Origin of the sequence: Leifsonia sp. YAF41, from assembly GCF_052113185.1 — a bacterium.
In the GTDB taxonomy this organism is placed as follows: Bacteria; Actinomycetota; Actinomycetes; order Actinomycetales; family Microbacteriaceae; genus Cryobacterium.
The window spans coordinates 165,461-184,616 of the sequence record NZ_JBFRCS010000009.1 but is presented as its reverse complement, the minus strand read 5'-3'; the positions used below and the strand labels follow the sequence as shown (position 1 = coordinate 184,616).

The 19,156-nt window shown below is 65.7% G+C and carries 17 protein-coding genes; 11 read left to right on the top strand and 6 right to left on the bottom strand.

The genetic code is table 11. The features are described from left to right. Positions 1 to 27 precede the first annotated feature (27 nt). Both AB4Y63_RS11425 and AB4Y63_RS11420 read left to right on the top strand, forming a co-directional pair. The gene (locus AB4Y63_RS11425) at positions 28 to 504 is read left to right on the top strand and encodes a hypothetical protein (RefSeq protein ID WP_441791165.1); all 477 of its coding nucleotides are present in this window, start codon (positions 28 to 30) and stop codon (positions 502 to 504) included. Next, positions 501 to 1,430: a bifunctional riboflavin kinase/FAD synthetase gene (locus tag AB4Y63_RS11420; RefSeq protein WP_441791164.1), complete on the top strand. Its 930-nt coding sequence runs from the start codon at positions 501 to 503 to the stop codon at positions 1,428 to 1,430. Before AB4Y63_RS11425 ends, AB4Y63_RS11420 begins: the two co-directional genes overlap by 4 nt. Positions 1,431 to 1,433: 3 nt before the next feature. Here AB4Y63_RS11420 and AB4Y63_RS11415 read toward each other — a convergent pair whose 3' ends face one another. Continuing rightward, positions 1,434 to 2,102 carry a maleylpyruvate isomerase family mycothiol-dependent enzyme gene (locus AB4Y63_RS11415; RefSeq protein WP_441791163.1) on the bottom strand — a complete coding sequence of 223 codons (669 nt, stop codon included), beginning with the start codon at positions 2,100 to 2,102 and terminating at the stop codon, positions 1,434 to 1,436. 22 nt (positions 2,103 to 2,124) lie between these two features. On the opposite strand from AB4Y63_RS11415, the gene AB4Y63_RS11410 reads away from it, so the two are divergent. Next, positions 2,125 to 3,351, top strand: coding sequence for a CynX/NimT family MFS transporter (locus AB4Y63_RS11410; protein ID WP_441791162.1), 1,227 nt, complete (start codon positions 2,125 to 2,127; stop codon positions 3,349 to 3,351). A 36-nt stretch (positions 3,352 to 3,387) separates the two neighbouring features. Here the strand turns inward: AB4Y63_RS11410 and AB4Y63_RS11405 are convergent, their stop codons facing one another. After that, the gene (locus AB4Y63_RS11405; protein WP_441791161.1) at positions 3,388 to 4,335 is read right to left on the bottom strand and encodes an ROK family protein; all 948 of its coding nucleotides are present in this window, start codon (positions 4,333 to 4,335) and stop codon (positions 3,388 to 3,390) included. 244 nt (positions 4,336 to 4,579) lie between these two features. Here AB4Y63_RS11405 and AB4Y63_RS11400 point away from each other — a divergent pair, with 244 nt between their 5' ends. The 6 genes from AB4Y63_RS11400 to AB4Y63_RS11375 all read left to right on the top strand — a co-directional run bounded on the left by AB4Y63_RS11400 (position 4,580) and on the right by AB4Y63_RS11375 (position 10,827). Then, complete coding sequence (locus AB4Y63_RS11400; protein ID WP_441791160.1) at positions 4,580 to 5,554, top strand: sugar-binding transcriptional regulator; 975 nt, start codon at positions 4,580 to 4,582, stop codon at positions 5,552 to 5,554. A 45-nt stretch (positions 5,555 to 5,599) separates the two neighbouring features. Then, a complete protein-coding gene (deoC, locus tag AB4Y63_RS11395; protein WP_441791159.1) occupies positions 5,600 to 6,604 on the top strand; it encodes a deoxyribose-phosphate aldolase in 1,005 nt (334 codons plus the stop codon). Positions 6,605 to 6,671: 67 nt separating this feature from the next. Next, complete coding sequence (locus AB4Y63_RS11390) at positions 6,672 to 8,240, top strand: aldehyde dehydrogenase family protein (RefSeq protein WP_441791158.1); 1,569 nt, start codon at positions 6,672 to 6,674, stop codon at positions 8,238 to 8,240. Then, positions 8,237 to 9,100: an aldehyde dehydrogenase family protein gene (locus AB4Y63_RS11385; protein WP_441791157.1), complete on the top strand. Its 864-nt coding sequence runs from the start codon at positions 8,237 to 8,239 to the stop codon at positions 9,098 to 9,100. Before AB4Y63_RS11390 ends, AB4Y63_RS11385 begins: the two co-directional genes overlap by 4 nt. Positions 9,101 to 9,318: 218 nt before the next feature. Beyond that, the gene (locus AB4Y63_RS11380) at positions 9,319 to 10,203 is read left to right on the top strand and encodes a glycerophosphodiester phosphodiesterase (RefSeq protein WP_441791156.1); all 885 of its coding nucleotides are present in this window, start codon (positions 9,319 to 9,321) and stop codon (positions 10,201 to 10,203) included. A 63-nt stretch (positions 10,204 to 10,266) separates the two neighbouring features. Beyond that, positions 10,267 to 10,827 (top strand): GDSL-type esterase/lipase family protein, encoded by a 561-nt coding sequence (locus tag AB4Y63_RS11375; RefSeq protein ID WP_441791155.1) that lies wholly within the window; start codon positions 10,267 to 10,269, stop codon positions 10,825 to 10,827. A 166-nt stretch (positions 10,828 to 10,993) separates the two neighbouring features. Here AB4Y63_RS11375 and AB4Y63_RS11370 read toward each other — a convergent pair whose 3' ends face one another. Beyond that, complete coding sequence (locus tag AB4Y63_RS11370) at positions 10,994 to 12,361, bottom strand: M20/M25/M40 family metallo-hydrolase (protein ID WP_441791154.1); 1,368 nt, start codon at positions 12,359 to 12,361, stop codon at positions 10,994 to 10,996. Further along, positions 12,358 to 12,633, bottom strand: coding sequence for a metal-sensitive transcriptional regulator (locus AB4Y63_RS11365; protein WP_441791153.1), 276 nt, complete (start codon positions 12,631 to 12,633; stop codon positions 12,358 to 12,360). The genes AB4Y63_RS11370 and AB4Y63_RS11365 overlap by 4 nt, the downstream gene beginning before the upstream one ends. Positions 12,634 to 12,806: 173 nt before the next feature. Here AB4Y63_RS11365 and AB4Y63_RS11360 point away from each other — a divergent pair, with 173 nt between their 5' ends. Then, the gene (locus AB4Y63_RS11360; protein WP_441791152.1) at positions 12,807 to 13,160 is read left to right on the top strand and encodes an SPW repeat protein; all 354 of its coding nucleotides are present in this window, start codon (positions 12,807 to 12,809) and stop codon (positions 13,158 to 13,160) included. Between the two features lie 75 nt (positions 13,161 to 13,235). On the opposite strand, the gene AB4Y63_RS11355 is transcribed toward AB4Y63_RS11360, so the two are convergent. Further along, entirely contained in the window at positions 13,236 to 14,906 is a 1,671-nt protein-coding gene (locus AB4Y63_RS11355) for a SulP family inorganic anion transporter (protein ID WP_441791151.1), read from the bottom strand. 159 nt (positions 14,907 to 15,065) lie between these two features. Beyond that, positions 15,066 to 17,153: a heavy metal translocating P-type ATPase gene (locus tag AB4Y63_RS11350; RefSeq protein WP_441791150.1), complete on the bottom strand. Its 2,088-nt coding sequence runs from the start codon at positions 17,151 to 17,153 to the stop codon at positions 15,066 to 15,068. Between the two features lie 114 nt (positions 17,154 to 17,267). Here AB4Y63_RS11350 and AB4Y63_RS11345 point away from each other — a divergent pair, with 114 nt between their 5' ends. Further along, the gene (locus tag AB4Y63_RS11345) at positions 17,268 to 19,136 is read left to right on the top strand and encodes a DUF2207 family protein (RefSeq protein ID WP_441791149.1); all 1,869 of its coding nucleotides are present in this window, start codon (positions 17,268 to 17,270) and stop codon (positions 19,134 to 19,136) included. Positions 19,137 to 19,156: the final 20 nt, after the last annotated feature.

Genomic DNA, 19,156 nt, shown 5'->3' with positions numbered 1-19,156 from the left:
TCCGGATGCTGCGATAATTGCCAAGCCATGATCGAAGAACAAACCCAGGCCAACCGCCGCTCTGAAGCCGGAGCCCCCCACCGCGTGACCGGAGTCGGACGACTCCTCATCGCCGTCTACGGCGTGCTGGCGCTCGCCGCGACCGGCCGTTCCTTCGTGCAGATCGTCGCCAAGTTCGAGGAAGCCCCGCTGGCCTACTCGCTGTCGGCGCTTGCCGCAGTGGTCTACATCGTCGCGACTATCGCCTTGATCGCCCGTGGAAAAGTCTGGTATCGCATCGCTTGGGCGACGATCACCTTCGAACTGCTCGGCGTTCTGACGATCGGAACCCTGAGCCTGATCGATCCCGCACTCTTCCCGCACGACACCGTGTGGTCGGTGTACGGCCGAGGCTATCTCTTCATTCCCCTCGTGCTCCCGATTCTTGGCATGTGGTGGCTTGCCCGTCACCGCCCGGCGTCGGCGGCAGACACCATCGTGCCGGCATCAGGAGAACCTTCGTGAAGACTCTGAACGGGGTCGGCGCCGTTCCGTCGGATTGGCCTGCCTCCGCGGTCAGTATCGGCAAGTTCGATGGAGTGCATGCCGGGCACCGAGCGGTCATCGCCGAGCTCGAATCGCTGGCGAAGCGTGACAACCTCTCAGCCGTCGTCGTGACGTTCGACCGGCATCCGCTCGCTCTGCTCTCCCCGTCTGATTGCCCGACGGCGCTCGTCAGTCTCGATCAGAAGCTTGAGCTACTGGCCGAAACGGGAATCGACGCGACACTCGTACTCGAGTTCAACGAAGCATTGTCGTCGTTGCCGCCCGAAGAATTCATTCGCGGCATCTTGGTCACCGCCCTGCACGCGAAGCATGTGCTCGTCGGCCGTGACTTTCGCTATGGTGCCCGCGGCGCCGGCGACGTCGCCCTCTTGCAGGCCATTGGCGCGACCCATGGCTTTGAGGTACACGTCATCGACGATGTGATGCCCGACAACCGGCACCGGGTCTCGTCGACCTGGATTCGTGAGCTGCTCTCCGACGGAGACATCTCGGCCGCGTCCGCACTCCTCGGGCATGTGCCATCGGTGCGCGGGGTCGTCGTGCACGGAGCGGCCCGCGGCCGGGAACTGGGCTACCCGACGGCCAACCTCTCGCCGGAGTCAGAGGGACTGATCCCGGCAGACGGCGTGTACGCCGGCTGGCTGACGGATGCCGGCACACGGTACCCCGCGGCGATCTCGGTGGGCAACAACCCCACGTTCGAAGGTGTCCCGCAGAAGCAGGTGGAGGCGTATGTGCTCGATGAGGACATCGACCTCTACGGTCACGTTGTCACGGTGTCGTTTGTCGAGCGGATCAGAGGAATGGTTGCCTTCACCGGAATCGGTCCGCTGATCGAACAGATCGCAGACGACGTCTCGCAGGTGCGCGGGCTCCTGAAGTAACGGTCAGTCCGTTGCCGGTTCGACCGGCAGCCCGCCTCGTCCGTAGATGAACGGCACGAGTTGCTGGGCCGTGCCGAGTAGCTCACGACCGCGACCGACGCGCCACAGCGCATCCGTCGCCACCAGGGTGCGGGTGCGCAGAACCGCTTTGATCTCGGTCGGTGCGATCAGGCTTCCCCGAATCGCGACCGCGCCGGAAGCCGAGGGGGCAATGGGCAGGGCGATCCCGAGCGGGCGGGCGATGTCATAGCCGTGCACAACGGCCTCGGTCAGCTCACCCACGCCCGTGCGGCCGTGGTCGGCAGCTTTCTGGGCAGCGATGGCGCGGATGCCGGCCACCAGGTCCGCCGGAGTCGCCGCGGCCGCCGCGCGGCTGAGCACGTCGATCGCCCGATTCGGGTTCACGAAGTGACCGACGTAGGCGCGGGATCCGGAGGCGATCAGTTGACGGTTGCTGCTGCCGATGCGCCAGACCAGGTGGCCGGCGACATCCCGGACCCGCCACTGGCCGCACAGACTTTGGATTTCCCATTGCTCGGGAGTCAGAGTGTCGAGCAGATCGGCCGTCGCGAGCAGGGTCGCGGCGATATGCCCGCCCCACCGGGAGTTGGCGCCGGTTTCATCGACGCTGGGGCGCATGCTGAGCGGAAGGTGTTTGGCGAAGTCGGCCATGCACTCAGCCTAGACTTGCCGAATGACCGATCCCGCCCCCCGTCGACTCTGGGCGGGCCGGACGCTCGCTCTGCTCGGCATCATTCTCGTTGCCGCGAACCTGCGTACCGCCGTCACCGCGCTGTCGCCGATTGTCACTCAGATCAGTGCGGACCTGCCGCTGAACGCCGTGACGATCGGCGTGCTCGGAATGCTGCCTCCGGTGTGTTTCGCGGTGTTCGGCATCTTCACCCCCGTGCTCACCCGGCGCATCGGCCTGGAGCGCGTGCTGCTTCTGGCGCTCGGCGCCATCATGGTCGGCAGCCTGGTGCGCGGGTTCTCGCCCTCCGTTCTGGTGCTTCTGCTCGGCAGTGTGATCACGTTTGCCGGTCTCGGCGCCGGCAACGTTCTGCTGCCGCCGCTCGTGAAGAAGTACTTCCCCGACCGCGTCGGGCTGGTCACCTCGATTTACGCAACGATGCTGTCGGTGAGCACGCTCGTGCCGCCGCTCCTCGCCGTTCCTGTTGCCGACTCGGCGGGGTGGCGTACCTCGCTCGGCATGTGGGCGATCCTCTCCTTGCTCGCCATGGTGCCGTGGGTGACCATGCTGGTGCGGCACCGCACCACTCAGCAGCCGACGCCGGTCATTGAAGAGGCGGATCCCGCACTGCTCGGCAAGATCTGGGGATCATCGATCGCCTGGGCCATCACGATCGTTTTCGCGGTGTCGGCGATCAACGCGTACGCCATGTTCGCCTGGCTGCCGCAATTGCTGATTCAGACCGCCGGCGTGAGCGTCGCGGAGGCCGGCACACTGCTCTCGCTCTACGCCGCGGTCGGTGTTCCCACCGCGATCTTCATTCCGGTGCTCGCCGCCCGGATGAGGAATGTCGCGCTCCTGGTCTACCTCGGTGTGATTTGCTTCTTCGTCGGCTACGGCGGGCTGATCCTGTTCCCCATGTCGGGCACCTGGTTCTGGGTGGTCATCGCCGGAATCGGCCCGCTGATGTTCCCGCTGGCGCTGGTGCTGATCAACCTGCGCACCCGCACCCATGCCGGATCCGTCGCCCTGAGTGGTTTCATCCAAAGTGTCGGCTACGTGCTCGGCGCGTTCGGTCCGCTCGTGTTCGGTCTACTTCACGATCTGACCGACGGATGGCTCTGGCCGCTGCTGTTCTTGCTGGCGACGGTGCTCGCCGCGATTGTTGCCGGCACGGTCATCGGCCGGCCGCACCTGCTTGAGGACGACCTCGCCCGGCGGCATCGCTAGGTAGCGCTCCGCGGCACGAGGAAGCGCTGGGCGCGGCTAAGCCACCATTGAGGCTCGGTGGATCAGGGCCGCTGCTCCGATGAGCGGTCCCTCGCCGGAGAGCGCCGAGTGGGTGATGCGCACCCGTCGTGCGTACTCGAATGCCGTGCGCTCGGCGATGGCGATGCGGGCGGCGTCGAACAGCGCGGGGGAGACGTGGGAGAAGCCACCGCCGATCGCGACGAGGTCGAGATCGACCAAGTTCGTGGCCGAAGCGATCGCATGGCCGATTGCATCACCGCTCCGCTGAACCGCGCGCACGGCAATCGGGTCTCCGGCGGCGTGAGCGGCGGCGAGTTCCTCGCCCGTTGACCCGGTCCAGCCCTGCCGGCGTGCCCAGGCCACAGTCTTCGGGCCGGATGCAATGGCTTCCAGGCAGCCGCGACCGCCACAGGCGCAGGCGTCGTCAAACCCGCCAACCTCAACATGGCCAATGTGTCCCGCGTTGCCGCTCGGGCCGGTGATCGTTCGCCCGTCGAGGATGAGGCCGCCGCCGACACCGGTCGAGACAATCATTCCCATGAGGTTCTGAACACCCTGGCCCGCTCCGACCCAGTGCTCGGCGAGAGTGATGCAGAGCCCATCGAGCCGCAACCTCACCGGCGCGTGGGGAACGAGCGAGCTCACGAGACCGGCGAGTGCGAAGTCGCGCCAGACCGGAACGTTCAACGGCGAGATGGCACCGGATGCGACAGTGATCGGGCCGGCGGAACCGATCCCGACTCCCACAAGCGACGCGCCGGCCGGCAGGGAGGATGCGGCCTGCGTGACAACGGCAGTGACGCTCGCCTCGAGTTCTGCGCTCGACGCGGTCGAACCGGTCAGAGCCCGAAATCGGCTCGGTGTGAACAAGGTGCCCTGTTCGTCGATGAGAGCGGCTTCGACCTTCGTGCCGCCGAAGTCCAAGCCGAGGGCAAAAGCTGCGTGTGCGGGTGCGGGGAGCATTGTCAGATTCTATTGGTCCGTATCTGCAGCACGTCGACGCGACGGTTCTGTGTCCAACAGGTTCTGTGTCCAACAGGTTCTGTGGCCAACAACTGTTGTGATCACGATCCCCATCCTGCTCTTAAGAGCAAGGTTGCCAACGAGTGTTGAATTGCGCAGCGCGCCGACCTACCCTGGACGAGGGTCATACGCTTCACCGGCCCAACAGAGACAGACTGAGAACGCCACGAAAGGAGTGCGCTGAGTGATCGACACCGACGAGCTGCTTTCGATTCGCGCCGCCGAGCTGTACTACGAAGAGAACAAGACCCAAGACGAAATCGGGTCGATCCTGCGTCTGACCCGTTGGAAGGTCGGGCGCCTGCTCGCCCAAGCGAAGGCGAGCGGATTCATCCGCATCGAAATCGTGCATCCGCGTGCCCGGCGCCTTCCGCTGGAGCGACGCTTGCGCGACGCCATGGGGTTGAAGGCCGCAATCGTCGTCTCGTCAGCCGGTGTCTCAAGTGATGAAGAGCTGCAGTCGCGCACCGCGCAGGCCGCTGCCGATTACCTCACCAGCCTGCGTCCCATCCCGCGCACCCTTGGCCTGAGCTGGGGCCGCACCTTGCACGACGTCTCGCTGCACCTCAAGCAGGGCTGGGCTCCGGGGGTGAACGTCGTACAGATCAATGGCGGCGTCAGCCTCAGCAAGCGCACCGGAACTGCGGCGACCACCGCTGTGATGATCGCCGAAAAGGCCTCGGGGTCGGCAACACTCTTGCCCAGCCCCGCCATCCTCGAACGGCTCGAAACCAAACGCGCCATCGAATCCGACCGAGCGGTCGCCGCCGTGCTGGGCCTCGGAATCGGGGCGTCGGCGTACCTCTACAGCGCCGGCCAAGCAGATGCGAGCTCCGCGCTGGTCGACAGCGGCTACCTGACGGCGGCCCAAATCGACGACCTCGTGCAGCGGGGCGCCGTCGGTGACATCGTCGGGCGCTACATCGACAGCAATGGCTCCATCGTCGACCCGGAACTCGACGAACGCACCCTGGGAATCTCCCTCACCCATCTGCGTCGTGCCCCACTCGCCATCGCCGTCATCTCCGGTCGTCAGAAGCACGCCATTGCGCGCGCCGTCGTGACGAGCGGCCTCTGCACCGTGCTCGTCACCGATGAGGCAACCGCCCTCGCGGTGCTCGGCGACACCACCGGCAGCAGCGATCCCCATTCCTCGTAGTTACGACCAACTCGATCCACGACCGACCCGAACCAAGGACACGTCATGACCAGTACCCAACTCGCCACCCGGGAACGCACCCTCGCGGTGCTCGGCGGTGAAGCCACCGACGCCAATTTGCGACGCTACCTGCACGGCATCCCCGGAATCGATGCCGTCGGTCTCGAACAGCGGGCTGCATCGCTCGGCACCCGCTCGATCAAGACCACGTCCAAAAAGTGGGCGATCGACACCATCATTTCGCTGATCGACCTCACCACCCTGGAGGGCGCGGATACGCCCGGCAAGGTGCGTTCGCTGGTCGCCAAGGCGATGAACCCCGACCCGAGCGACCCGACCACGCCCCGGGTTGCCGCCGTCTGCGTCTACGGTGACATGGTTCCCGACGCGGTTGCCGCGCTCGGCGCTGCTCACTCGAATGGCACCGATTCGGGCATCAACGTTGCCGCCGTCGCGACGGCCTTCCCGAGTGGGCGTGCCTCGCTCGCCGTCAAGCTGTCGGACACCTCCGACGCCGTCGCCGCCGGTGCCGACGAGATCGACATGGTCATCGACCGTGGCGCATTCCTCTCCGGCCGCTACGGCCAGGTGTTCGACGAGATCGTGGCCGTTCGAGAAGCCTGCAAGCGCGCCGACGGAAGCTTCGCGCACCTCAAGGTGATCCTCGAGACCGGCGAACTCAACACCTACGACAACGTTCGCCGTGCCTCCTGGCTGGCGATTCTGGCCGGAGGAGACTTCATCAAGACCTCGACCGGCAAGGTCGCTCCCGCCGCCACGCTGCCGGTCACCCTGTCGATGCTCGAGGTCGTGCGCGACTGGCACCGTCTGACCGGCGAGAAGATCGGCGTCAAGCCGGCCGGCGGCATCCGCACCTCGAAAGACGCGATCAAGTACCTCGTGACCGTCGCCGAAACGGTGGGGGAGGACTGGCTACAGCCGCACCTGTTCCGCTTCGGTGCGTCGAGCCTGCTCAACGACGTGCTGTTGCAGCGTCAGAAGATGACGACCGGCCACTACTCCGGCCCCGACTACGTGACGATTGACTGATCTCGACAAGCTCGATCACCGATAGCCCGAACATGACTTTTTCGAAAATTGAAGGGATTCCCCTCACATGAACTTTCTTGACTACGCTCCGGCGCCGGAGTCGCAGGCGATCCTGAACCTGCGAAGCGACTACGGCCTTTTCATCAACGGCGAATTCGTCGCCGGCCGCGGCACCCCGTTCTCCACGATCAACCCGGCCACCGAAAACCAGATCGCCATGATCGCCCACGCCAACGAAGCGGATGTCGACGCCGCGGTCGCCGCCGCGCGTCGCGCCTATGACACGGTCTGGTCTCGCCTCTCCGGCAGCGACCGCGGAAAGTACCTCTTCCGCATTGCCCGCCTGGTGCAGGAACGCGCCCGCGAGCTCGCCGTCGCCGAGAGCCTCGACAACGGCAAGCCCATCAAAGAGAGCCGCGACGTCGACGTTCCCCTCGTCGCCGCCTGGTTCTTCTACTACGCCGGCTGGGCCGACAAGCTCGATCACGCCGGTGCCGGCCCCAACCCGTCGGCCCTCGGCGTCGCAGCTCAGGTCATCCCGTGGAACTTCCCGTTGCTCATGCTGGCATGGAAGATCGCCCCGGCCCTCGCTGCCGGCAACACGGTCGTGCTGAAGCCGGCGGAGACGACGTCATTGACCGCGCTGCTTTTCGCTGAGATTCTGCAGCAGGCCGACCTCCCCGCCGGTGTGGTGAACATCATCACCGGCGCCGGAGACACCGGTTCGCTCCTGGTCAATCACCCGGATGTCAACAAGGTCGCGTTCACCGGTTCCACCAACGTCGGACGGGCCATCGCCCGCTCGGTCGCCGGAACCGACAAGAAGGTCACGCTGGAGCTCGGCGGCAAGGCGGCGAACATCGTCTTCGACGACGCGCCGATTGACCAGGCCATTGAGGGAATCGTCAACGGAATCTTCTTCAACCAGGGTCAGGTCTGCTGCGCCGGCAGTCGCCTGCTGGTGCAGGAATCGATTCACGACGACGTCGTCGACCGGCTCAAGCAGCGGCTGTCGACCTTGCGCCTCGGCGATCCGCTCGACAAGAACACCGACATCGGCGCGATCAACAGCGCGGCGCAGTTGGATCGCATCCGCACGCTGTCCGACATCGGCGAGCAGGAAGGCGCCGAACGCTGGACTGCCGAGTGCGTGATCCCCGAGAACGGCTTCTGGTTCGCGCCGACCATCTTCACCAATGTGTCGACGAGCCACCGCATCGCCCGTGACGAGATCTTCGGCCCGGTGCTCTCCGTGCTGAGCTTTCGCACCCCGGCCGAAGCGATCGCCAAGGCCAACAACACGCCATACGGGCTGTCCGCCGGCATCTGGAGTGACAAGGGCAGCCGCATCCTCGCCGTGGCCGACAAGCTGCGTGCCGGTGTGATCTGGGCCAACACCTTCAACCGGTTCGACCCGGCCAGCCCGTTCGGTGGCTACAAGGAGTCGGGTTACGGCCGCGAAGGAGGGCGCCACGGCCTCGCCGCATACCTCAAGCCGGCGAACAGCCGTCCGTCGGTGGTCCAGCATGTCGAGCCCCGCGCGGCGGTCACGGCTGCCGCGTCGGCCGAGCTGGCCGCGCCCGTCGAAACCACCGCCGCACCGAAGCCTGCCTCACGAAAGAAGGCCGCCAAATGACCCGCCTCGCCGTTCCCAAGACTTACAAGCTCTACATCGGCGGAAAATTTCCGCGCAGCGAATCCGGGCGCGTCTACGAGATCCGCTCGAGTTCCGGTGAGTTCCTCGCCAACGCCGCGCAGGCATCCCGCAAAGATGCCAGGGATGCCGTCGTGGTTGCCCGTGGATCGCTTAGCGGCTGGGCCGGCGCGACGCCGTACAACCGCGGCCAGGTGCTCTACCGCATCGCGGAGTTGCTTGAGGGGCGTCGCGTGCAGTTCGTCGACGAGATCATGCAGTCGGAGGGTGTGACCAAAGCTGTCGCATCCGCTCAGGTCGACGAAGCGATCGACCGCTGGGTCTGGTACGCCGGCTGGGCCGACAAGTACGTGCAGGTTGCCGGAAACATGAACCCGGTATCCGGCCCGTTCTTCAACATCTCGGTGCCGGAGCCCACCGGAATCGTCGCGATCGTCGCGCCGCAGTCCGGCGGCTCGCTGCTCGGGATCGTCAGCGCGATCGCTCCGGCGCTCGTCGCCGGCAACACCGTCGTGGTCATCGCCAACCAGTCGGCGCCGCTGTCGGCGATCAGCCTCTCGGAGGTGCTCGCCACGAGCGACGTGCCGGGCGGTGTCGTCAACATCCTCACCGGGTCGCCGGCCGAGATCGCACCGTGGCTGGCCAGCCACGCCGACGTGAATGCGCTCGATCTGCTCGGTGCCGGATCACTCGACTGGGTCGACCTGCAGATCGCTGCCGCCGACACCCTCAAGCGCGTTCTTCCTCCCGAGAACGGTGAGGATGCCGCGACGCCGTCGCTTGACCGCATCCTGGCGTTCACCGAAACGAAGACGGTCTGGCACACGAAGGCGTTGATCTAGCCACCCGCCTCACACGCCCCCCGCGAGAGCGGTCGAATGGCCGCTTCCCCGCACGGGAAGCGGCCATTTTGCCGCTCTCGCGTGCGTTCGCCCGAACCGTCGACGGATGCGCGTGCCCACTTTGGGGGCGCGGCCGGAAGGTAACAAAACGGTAACGGCTCGGGTAGTGTTGCTGCACGTCCACCGCACTGTCGCGGCGGCGGGAAGGGATCACCGCGGTGGGACGACCGTCGAGACGACGACTTCTTTCGGTGCTCATGGCCTGCGGCACCACTGCGGTTCTCGCCGCAACCCTGATTCTCGGCGCCGCTCCGGGGCAGGTCTACGCGACCGACGTCTTCGGCGCACTGCGCACACCCGGCGACGGAGCATTCATCGCCGGTCACCGCGGGGACAGGTCGGTGGCGCCGGAGAACACCATGCCCGCCTTCGAGTTCGCCTTCGCGAGCGACATGGATTTCGTCGAAACCGATGTGCAGCTCACCAGCGACCACGTTCCGGTGCTGTTTCACGATGTGACCCTCGAGCGTACGACGAACGGCCGGGGAACAGTTGCCGAGAAGACACTCGCGGAAATCACCAAGCTTGACGCCGGTCGCTGGTACGCCCACGAGTATGCCGGGACGCGCATCCCGACACTCGAACAGTTCTTCACGCGGCTCGTTGACACTGACAAGAAAGCGCTCGTCGAACTGAAATTCAGTTGGAGCGATGACGACCTGCGCACCGTGATCGACCTGATCGGGCAGCACGGTCTGAGCTCCCGCGTTGTGTTGCAGAGTTTCAGTATCGAGACGATGTTGAACCTGCAGAGAGTCTCGCCGCAGTACCCGCGCATCATGCTGGTTCGCGAGCTGCCGGCGAATCCGGTGCCGATGGCCGAGCGATTCGGAGTGATCGCCCTCGCCACCACGGCGAAGGCGGTGGCTGCGCAGCCGGATGCCGTGACGCGGCTGCACATGGCCGGGTTCGGGTTGATTTGCTACACGCTCAACACCGAAGACACCTGGGCGGAGGTGCGTCAACTCGGTGTCGACGGAATCATCACCGATACACCGAGTGACCTGGATTCCTGGTTGGCGGCCACCGGTGACGCAACCTGAGAACCTGTCGGAACTCTAGCCAGCACGTCACGCCTGGAGGCATGATTGATCGGGGAGGGCAAAATGTCAGCGACAGTTGTGTTCATGGGCGACGGCCTGATCGCGGGCGGGCGTTGGGACGAATGGCTGCCCGGCTATGAAGTGACGAACCTCGGAATCAGTGGCGCAACCAGTGACGATGTGCTGAGTCACATCGACCTGCTCGTCGAACAGAATTCCGATGCAGTGGTGCTCGGCATTGGCACGAATGACCTCGGCTGGCGTCGCTCCGACGAGCATGTGGTGCGGAACGTCGAGACGATTCTCGTGACGATTCGGCGGCGACTGCCCGAGACGCGCATTCTGATTCAATCGGTGTTGCCGCGGGAACGCGAGTTCGCGGAGGTGATCAAGTCGGTCAACCGTCACCTCTGGCAGTTCGCACCGACCACGCACGCTCAGTATCTCGACCTGTGGCCGGCGCTCGCCTCGGAAGACGGCGAACTCAACCCGGCCTACACCGATGATCGACTGCACCTCACGAATGAAGGCTACGAGGCATGGCTGGCCGAGCTGATTCCCGGCCTCGAGACTCTCTTCGAGATACCACCGTCGAGTTCGGCGATTCCGGTGCAGCACGCCTGACCGCTTCGTCGCACAATCGGGCTCATCCGACCGTCGCGCACCGTTTCGGCTAACCCCTGTACACCGACTTGGACGCCGTGACTCGACCCTGGCGTGGGGAATCCCCGACGGCGTGCACCATCTCGCACGCCCAGCGGGATTCCCCACGCCCAAGCGGTGGAGCCCGCTACCGCGCAGCGATCACCCGGCGGTAGAACTCGATACCGGCCAGAAATGTCGACACCCGGATGCGCTCGTTCACCGCGTGCAGGGTGCCCCGCTCGTCACCGCTCATCTGAAACGGGCTGAACCGGTAGACGAAATCGCTCACCCGGGTGAAGTGGCGGCTGTCGCTCGCCCCGAGCATCACGTAGGGGGTCACGATCGTGCCGGGGTAGGTGGCTTCGATGCTTGCGACGACGAGGTCCCACGCCGACCCGGTGGTCGGAGACACGGCCGAGGGCTCGTTCGGATGCTCCGCTTCGATGAGGACAAGAGGGTCGCGGATGGCTCGGCGCACGTGTCGAAGCATGGCCGCGACGCTCGACCCCTGGGCGATCCGCACATTGACCACTGCGCGAGCCTGCTCGGGCAGGGCATTCGCGGCCTGCGCGCCCGACAGCTGGGTGACGGCGGCGGTGGTGCGCACCATCGCGCTCGTCTCGTCGCCGAGCCGCCCGAGCAACGCGGCAAGCGGCAGCGTGAACGCTCGGGCCCGTTCGAAGACGAATCGCAGCGGTTGACTGGAATGAGCGCCGAGCGTCTCAATCATTTCGTAGTTCGTCGCGGTCAGCTGGGCCGGAAAACGCCGCGCGTTCAGACGCGTGATCGCGCGAGCCAAACGCACCGTCGCCGTCATCCGTGGGGGTGTCGAGGCGTGGCCGCCCTGCTGATTGACCGTCAGCGTGACGCTCGTAATGCCCTTCTCGCTCACCCCGACCACAGCAATCGGTTTACTCACGCCGGGGAAGATGTTCTCGACCACCGCGCCACCCTCGTCGATGACGAGGGCCGGGCGGATGTCGCGGCTCGCCAGCAGGTCGACGATCGCCGAGGCGCCGGCGCCGGTGGTCTCTTCGTTGTGACCGAAGCTGAGATAGATGTCGTGTGCAGGCCGGAATCCCGCGACAACCTGCGCTTCGACGGCCTCAAGGATTGCGACGAGCGCACCCTTGTCGTCGAGTGTGCCGCGGCCACAGATCGATTGGCTCGCTCCCGAGCCCACCAGGGTGGCGTCGAACGGCGGATGCGACCAACCGTCAGGGGTGGCGGGCACCACGTCATAGTGGGCCATCAAGACTGTCGGGTCGCCGGTCGCCGCGCCCGGCCAGCGGTAGAGCATCGAGTGCCCGGCCACGATCTCGCGACTGAGCACAGCGTGCATGGCCGGATAGAGCACAGGGAGCGCCTCGATGAAGCGATCGAACTCGGCCCACATCGTCTCGGTTTCATCGAGTCGCGACATCGTCGGGATGCGGATGAGTTCCTGCAGCCGCGACACAGCGGGGTCGACCAGGCTCGAGTCAGAGACCCCGGTCGTCGCGAGATCACTCACCGGTTGTTGTTGAGTTCGAAGACACGCAGGAGTTCGGCGATGGCGTCGTCACGTTCCTGGCCGCCGGCATCGAACATGTGGCTGACGTGCGTCTGCAGGTGGTTCTCCACCAGCAGCTTGTTGAGTGATCCCAGCGACTTCTGGATGGCGAGCGACTGGGTGATGATGTCGACGCAGTAGTCCTCGTTCTCGATCATCTTCTCGAGGCCCCGCATCTGGCCTTCCATGATGCGGGTGCGGTGCAGCGCGCGTCGCTTGATGTCTTCGATCATGGCTCAAGCGTACTGCCAGGGATTGATACCCCTCAAGGGTATTCGAGTCTTGCTCAGCTTCGGTTCGAAATGGCACGACAGAGGGAATATGCCCCTTGAGCGCGGCGGGGGTGGAGTTCAGAATTAACCTGACCCCCGGATTGGGAGCCAACTGACACAGGAGGTTGGTATTGATGAAGAAATGGACGCGTTGGCAGGACTGGGCTGCGGTTGCCGTCGGTGCGTATGCCGCGCTCTCCGTTCTGTGGACGACTCAGGCGGGTTCGTCCATGCCGATCATGATCACGTTGGGTGTCTTGCTCGCTGCCTCGGGCGTGTGGAGCTTGGCGATGCCCGGTCTCGTGGCCATGGAATGGGTGCATGTTGCGATCGGCGCCTTGCTGGTGGTCTCGCCATGGATTGGCGGCTACGCCATGGAAGCCGGGGCGGCATGGACGTCATGGGTCTGTGGCGCTGTGGCGATCGTCGTTGGCGCCTTGGCGATTCAGCCGGCCCGACAGGAGCATCGAACCCCGATAGCCCACTGAGTTCAGAACTCGCTCAGGGAATGGGCTGTGCCCGAGGCTCGTCGAGCCTCGGGCACCATTCTGTTCTGAGCTGTTTCATTCAGACGGTGGGGGCGACTCGTCGAGTTGGGCTTGGACGGCGGTGGAAACGTTGCCGTGAATGTTGTCCGCTCCGATGCGCTCAAGCACGCCGTCTCGATCGAGCGTGGCGATGACAGTCGGTTTCAGGCGGGCGAGGCGAAGTGTGATGCCGGAGTCATTCGCGAGGCTGACGACGTCGCTCATCTTGGCGGAGCCCTGCGAGTCGATGAAGTTGACGCCCGCGCAGTCGAGAACGATGCCGGTCAGGTCTGTGCTCACGTGAATGATCTCGCGCACGCGGTCCTCCAGCGCATCGGACGTCGCGAAGAACAATCCGCCGTCCATGCGAATGACGACGACGCCCGGAATCACTTCGTCGTTCGGATGCTCACTCAGGTCACGGAACACCTGGGTCTCGGCCTTCCGCGCGAGAATCGGGATGTGGGGATGCGTGGCGACGCCAATGAGCCAGAGCAGGGAGAGCCCGATGCCGATCATGACTCCGGCCAAGACGCCGAACGCGAGGGTGCCGACGATCGCGGCAATCGCGACCCAGAAGTCGAACGGCTGAACGCGTGCAAGGCGCCGCATTTCAGGGATATCGATCATGCCCATCACAACGGCCTCGATGATGAGTGCGGCCAGCACAGGCTTCGGCAATGACGAGAACAGTGGGGCCAGGATGAGCAGGGTGAGCAGCACCATGACGCCGGAGGTGAGCGAAGCCAGTCCGCTGCGAGCGCCGGAACGGTCGTTGAGCGAGCTCGCGGAGAGGCTGGTCGAGACCGGCATCCCTTGAAACAGCCCGGCGCCGGTGTTGGCCAACCCCTGGGCGACCGACTCCTGGTCGATGTCGACCTGGTAGCGGTGCTTGGCCGCAAAAGACCGGGCGTCGCCGGCGGTCTGAGAGAAGCCGATCAGCACCAGCGCGATCGCCGCGATTGCCACGGTGCCCGCGTGATCCCACATCAGGCCGACGTTCGGAAGCTCAAGGGATGGCAAGCCGCGCGGCACATCCCCGACCAGCGCGACGCCACGGTCGCCGAGCTGAAAAAGCCAGGAGGCGAGCAGTCCTCCGACGACCAGAACCAACGCTCCGGGTACCTGCGGCGCGATCCGTCTGAGACCGAAGACGACGACCAGCGAGAGCACCCCGACGATCACGGTGGCCTGATTCCATTCGCCGGCCGTCCCGAGCCACGACCACAGTTCCTGAAATGAATTGGTGCCGCTCGCCCCGCTTCCGGTGAGTTTGGGAAGCTCGCCGATGACGACATCGATGGCCGCGCCGAACAAGAAACCGGTCACGACCGCGCGCGAAAGAAACCGTGCGATCCAGCCCATCTTGAGCACGGCAAGGAGCAGGAACAGTACTCCAGAGGCGAGGGTGATGCCCGCAACGAACGACGCGATGTCTCCCTCGTCGGTGAGGCCGGCGACGAAGACCGCGCTGGCGGCCACCGCGGCCAGTCCAGAGCTCGGACCCATCGAGATCTGCCGACTGGTTCCGAAGATCCCGTACAGGATGGCGCCGACGGCTGCTGCGTAGAGACCGTTCTGAAGCGGGATCCCCGCGATGCCGGCGTAGCCGAGGTTTTTCGGAACAATCAGCGCCGCGACCGTGACGCCGGCAATCAAATCGCCGCGCAGCCAGCGTCGGTCATAGCTGCGCATCCAAACCAGCATCGGAATCAGCTGGGCAACTTTCCGCCGCGGACTCATGACGCGTCGTGGGGCGTTGGCATCGGCATCGGCATCGGCCTTCGGTTCGCATCTTCTCGCAGCGACACCCGCGGCGGGCGTATGTCGGCCCACGTGGATGCTGCGACCGATCTCATGCTGACATCAAACGGCGGCTCCTGCTACGCGTGCACTGACCTCCGGCCGCAAATCGAGTCGGCGAAGCAGCTGCGCATTCAGCGCCACGACGATCGTCGAGATCGACATCAGGATCGCGCCCACGGCCATCGGCAACACGAACCCGATTGGGGCCAATACGCCCGCGGCCAAGGGGACCGAGATCAGGTTGTAGCCGGCCGCCCACCAGAGGTTCTGTTTCATCTTGCGGTAGGTCGCGCTCGAGAGATCGATCACCGAGAGCACCGAACGCGGGTCGTCGCTGGCCAGGATGACGCCTGCCGAAGCGATGGCCACGTCGGTTCCGGCGCCGATCGCGATGCCGACATCCGCCTGAGCCAGCGCTGGGGCGTCGTTGACGCCGTCGCCAACCATCGCGACGGTGCGTCCTTCGGCCTGCAGCTCGGCCACCTTTGCCGCCTTGTCTTCGGGCTTGACGCCGGCGAAGACGCGGTCGATGCCGAGCTCGGCGGCCACCGAATCGGCGACGGCTTGCGCGTCACCGGTGATCATCACGACCTGGATGCCCCGCACGCGCAGCGCGTCGACGGCCTGCCGTGACTCCTCGCGCACCTCGTCGGCCAGTCCGATCGCACCGATCGGAACCCCGTCCTGCAGCACGTGCAGGATGATCGCGCCGTCCCGCGTCCACGGCTCGCTGGCTGCGAGCGCCGTCGCGCCGTGACTGGTGAGCAGGTGCGGGCCGCCGACGCTCACCTGGCGGCCGTCGATGGTTCCCGTCACTCCGACCGCAGCCTGCGCCACGAAGTCGGTGGCCGTCGGCACCGTGAGACCCCGAAGTGCGGCTGCCTGCATGATCGCCTGAGCCAACGGATGCTCGCTGTCGGCTTCGACCGCCGCCGCCAGCGCGAGAACCTCGTCGTCGGTGTGCCCGGCCGTGACCGAGAGGTGGGTGAGTGCCGGTTCGCCCCTGGTCAGGGTGCCGGTCTTGTCGAACAAGACCGACGTGACGGTGCGCATGCTCTCCAGGGCCAGCCGATCCTTGATCAGCACGCCGCCCTTCGCTGCGCGCTCTGTAGCGATCGAGACGACGAGGGGAATCGCGAGGCCGAGGGCGTGCGGGCAGGCGATCACCAAGACGGTGATGGTGCGAATCACGGCGTCATCGGGGTAGCCGAGCATCGTCCAGACGATGGCGGTGAGCACGCCGGCGCCGAGAGCGAACCAGAACAGCCAGCCGGCTGCCGTGTCGGCGAGGCGTTGAGCGCGCGACGAGGAGTTCTGCGCCTGCTCGACGAGCCGGGCGATTCCCGCGAGTGCGGTGTCGTCGCCGACCGCGGTGATCCGCACGCGGATCGCGGTGTCGGTGGCCACGGTGCCGGCAACGACGTGAGAACCGGGGCCGCGTTGCACGGGGCGCGACTCTCCGGTGATCATCGACTCGTCGACATCCGCCGTGCCCTCGATCACCTCGCCGTCGGCGGGAACCCGGGCGCCGGGCCGGACGATCACCACGTCGCCGAGTTCGAGCGACGAAGGCGGCACGATCACGACGGAGTCGCCCTCGATGCGCTCCGCCTCGTCAGGCAGCAGGGCAGCCAGTGATTCAAGCGCGGTGGATGTCTGGGCGAGTGAGCGCATTTCGATCCAGTGCCCGAGCAGCATGATCACGATCAGCAGCGCGAGCTCCCACCAGAAGTCGAGTTCGTGGTCGAGAATGCCGAGACTGGCGCCCCAGGAGGCGAGAAATGCGACCGTGATCGCGAGGGCGATCAGCAGCATCATGCCGGGCTTGAGGGCCTTCAACTCGGAGACGGCTCCGGTCAGGAACGGGCGGCCGCCCCAGAAATACATGACGGTGCCGAGCACGGGGGAGATCCAGGTGAAGAACGCGGAATCGGGCAGCGAGTAGCCGATGATCGACGCGAACATGCCGCTGAACAGCACAACGGGGATCGCGAGAACGAGCATGATCCAGAACAGGCGGCGGAACTGGCCGACGTGGTCGCCGTGCCCGCCGTGACCGGAGTGGTCCATGCCGCCGTGATCCATGGCGCCGTGATCCATCGCCTGGTGGTCCATCGCGCCGTGTTCCCTGGCGGCGTGGTCCATCATGCTGTGATCCATCGTGGGGGCTGAGTCGTGATCATGATCGTGTCGCGGTTCGCTCATGCCTGCCACGCTATACCCCCTAGGGGTATAGGTCAAGCTGCTCGATAGGCTGGGCCTATGCGCCGCCTGCTCCGTTTCGTTGTTCTCACCGCCTGCGCGACACTCGCGCTGGCCGGACTTGCCAGTGCGGCCCCCGCCGTCGCCTCTCCCGCTGTGATGCCGACGGTGCTTGCCGCAGATGCCAACGACTTCAGCTTCGATTCCTGGCATTCAGATCTGCGCCTCGGGCTGACCGCCGAGGGGCACTCCGAGCTCACCACCACCGAGACGATCGTCGCGAGATTTCCCGAGTTCGATCAGAACCACGGCATCAGGCGTGCCATCCCGACGAGCTACCGCGGGCATCCGACCGAACTCGAAATCGAAAGCGTCACCGACGAGAACGGTGTGCCCCTGAGCTACGACACCGAGTCGACCTCCGATGACTCGGGTGATTATCTGGAACTCACCATCGCCTCCGACGATTTCGTGCACGGTGTCCACACGTATCGGATCACCTATCGGCAGACCAACGTCACTTTTGTTCCCGATGATTCGAACGACGATCAGTTCTTCTGGGAGGTGAACGGCACCGGTTGGGATCAGCCGTTCGGCGACGTCTCGGCGACCCTGATCGTCGATCCGGCGATCGCAGGCAAACTCACCGGACAGGTGCGATGCCTGCAGGGCGCCGCGTCGGCTGGAACCGACTGCGCGCATCTGACCAGCGAGGCGGATGGCGACGCCTGGCGCATCGAGGCATCGACCGGGCCGCTGGCCGCTCACGAAGGGCTGGCGCTGGTCGTCGGGTTCGAACCGGCAACCTTCGTGCCTCGCGACGACTCATTTCTGGCAGGCCCGTCCCCGAGCATCGGCCTCGCCGGTGCGCTGGCCGCGCTCGCCGGTCTGGTCTTGGCCGTGATCGGACGCGCCGGTCGCTGGCGGAATGCGCCGGGGCGGCCGACGATCATCGCCGAGTATCTTCCGCCGAAGGGAGTCAGTCTTCTGCACTCCGCCAACGTCACCGGCACCGCGACCAAGCTCATTCCCGCCCTCATCCTCAACTTCGCGGTGCGCGGCAACCTGCGTGTGCTCGCCGAGAAAAACAAGAAGTACACCCTCGAGTTGGTGCACGACGGCGGCCTCGACCCGTCGGAACACGCCATCCTGGCTGATCTCTTCCCGGGCCTTGCACCGGGAACCCGGCGCACACTCGCCAAACGGGACGCGAAATTGTCCGCCGCGCTCCAGAAGAAGCTCGCCGCAGCGCCGCAGCAGAGCATTGCCGCCGGGCTGCGTGTGAAACGCGGCGGGGCACTGCGGGTCTGGGCGATGGCGTTGGCGATCGCGTCGGTGCCGTTTGCGTTCTTCGGCAGCATCATGGGGCTGTCCGACCAGATCGGGGGCTTCTGGCCGGTGGTCACGCTGGTCGTCGGTCTCGGGTCCGCCGCGGCCGCGCTGGTGCTGGCATCCGTCGTGCGACCGTTGACCGCCGCCGGGGCGGAATTGCGCGATTACCTCGCCGGGCTGAAGCTCTACATCAAACTGGCCGAAGCCGACCGGATTCGGGTGCTGCAGAGTCCGGAGGGCGCACTGCGCTCGCCGTACCGGCCCGACGGCTCCACCGATCCGCTGCCGGACCCCTCGCGCCAGCTCGACGTGCTGAAGCTGTCGGAGCGACTCCTTCCCTATGCAGCGCTGTTCGGACTTGAGAAGGAGTGGTCGGCCGTGCTCGGCGACTACTACGCCAGAAGTGGTGCAGAGCCTGATTGGTACTCCGGCTCCGGTGCGTTCAACGCCGCATACTTCGGTGCGGCGATCGCCTCGTTTTCCACGGCGACCACCACCTCGTGGGCCGGCACCGCCTCGAGTTCGTCGAGTTCAGGCTTCGGCGGCGGCGCCTCGGTCGGCGGGGGCGGGGGAGGCGGCGGCGGCGGGGGCGTGTAACCGCCGCGCTCGCACTCGCG

Bases quoted from the DNA above. Each gene is read 5' to 3' on its own strand.
- AB4Y63_RS11425 (WP_441791165.1), top strand. From the start codon at position 28: ATGATCGAAGAACAAACCCAGGCCAACCGCCGCTCTGAAGCCGGAGCC.
- AB4Y63_RS11415 (WP_441791163.1), bottom strand. From the start codon at position 2,102: ATGGCCGACTTCGCCAAACACCTTCCGCTCAGCATGCGCCCCAGCGTC.
- AB4Y63_RS11410 (WP_441791162.1), top strand. From the start codon at position 2,125: ATGACCGATCCCGCCCCCCGTCGACTCTGGGCGGGCCGGACGCTCGCT.
- AB4Y63_RS11405 (WP_441791161.1), bottom strand. From the start codon at position 4,335: ATGCTCCCCGCACCCGCACACGCAGCTTTTGCCCTCGGCTTGGACTTC.
- deoC (WP_441791159.1), top strand. From the start codon at position 5,600: ATGACCAGTACCCAACTCGCCACCCGGGAACGCACCCTCGCGGTGCTC.
- AB4Y63_RS11390 (WP_441791158.1), top strand. From the start codon at position 6,672: ATGAACTTTCTTGACTACGCTCCGGCGCCGGAGTCGCAGGCGATCCTG.
- AB4Y63_RS11385 (WP_441791157.1), top strand. From the start codon at position 8,237: ATGACCCGCCTCGCCGTTCCCAAGACTTACAAGCTCTACATCGGCGGA.
- AB4Y63_RS11375 (WP_441791155.1), top strand. From the start codon at position 10,267: ATGTCAGCGACAGTTGTGTTCATGGGCGACGGCCTGATCGCGGGCGGG.
- AB4Y63_RS11365 (WP_441791153.1), bottom strand. From the start codon at position 12,633: ATGATCGAAGACATCAAGCGACGCGCGCTGCACCGCACCCGCATCATG.
- AB4Y63_RS11360 (WP_441791152.1), top strand. From the start codon at position 12,807: ATGAAGAAATGGACGCGTTGGCAGGACTGGGCTGCGGTTGCCGTCGGT.
- AB4Y63_RS11355 (WP_441791151.1), bottom strand. From the start codon at position 14,906: ATGCTGGTTTGGATGCGCAGCTATGACCGACGCTGGCTGCGCGGCGAT.
- AB4Y63_RS11350 (WP_441791150.1), bottom strand. From the start codon at position 17,153: ATGATGGACCACGCCGCCAGGGAACACGGCGCGATGGACCACCAGGCG.
- AB4Y63_RS11345 (WP_441791149.1), top strand. From the start codon at position 17,268: ATGCGCCGCCTGCTCCGTTTCGTTGTTCTCACCGCCTGCGCGACACTC.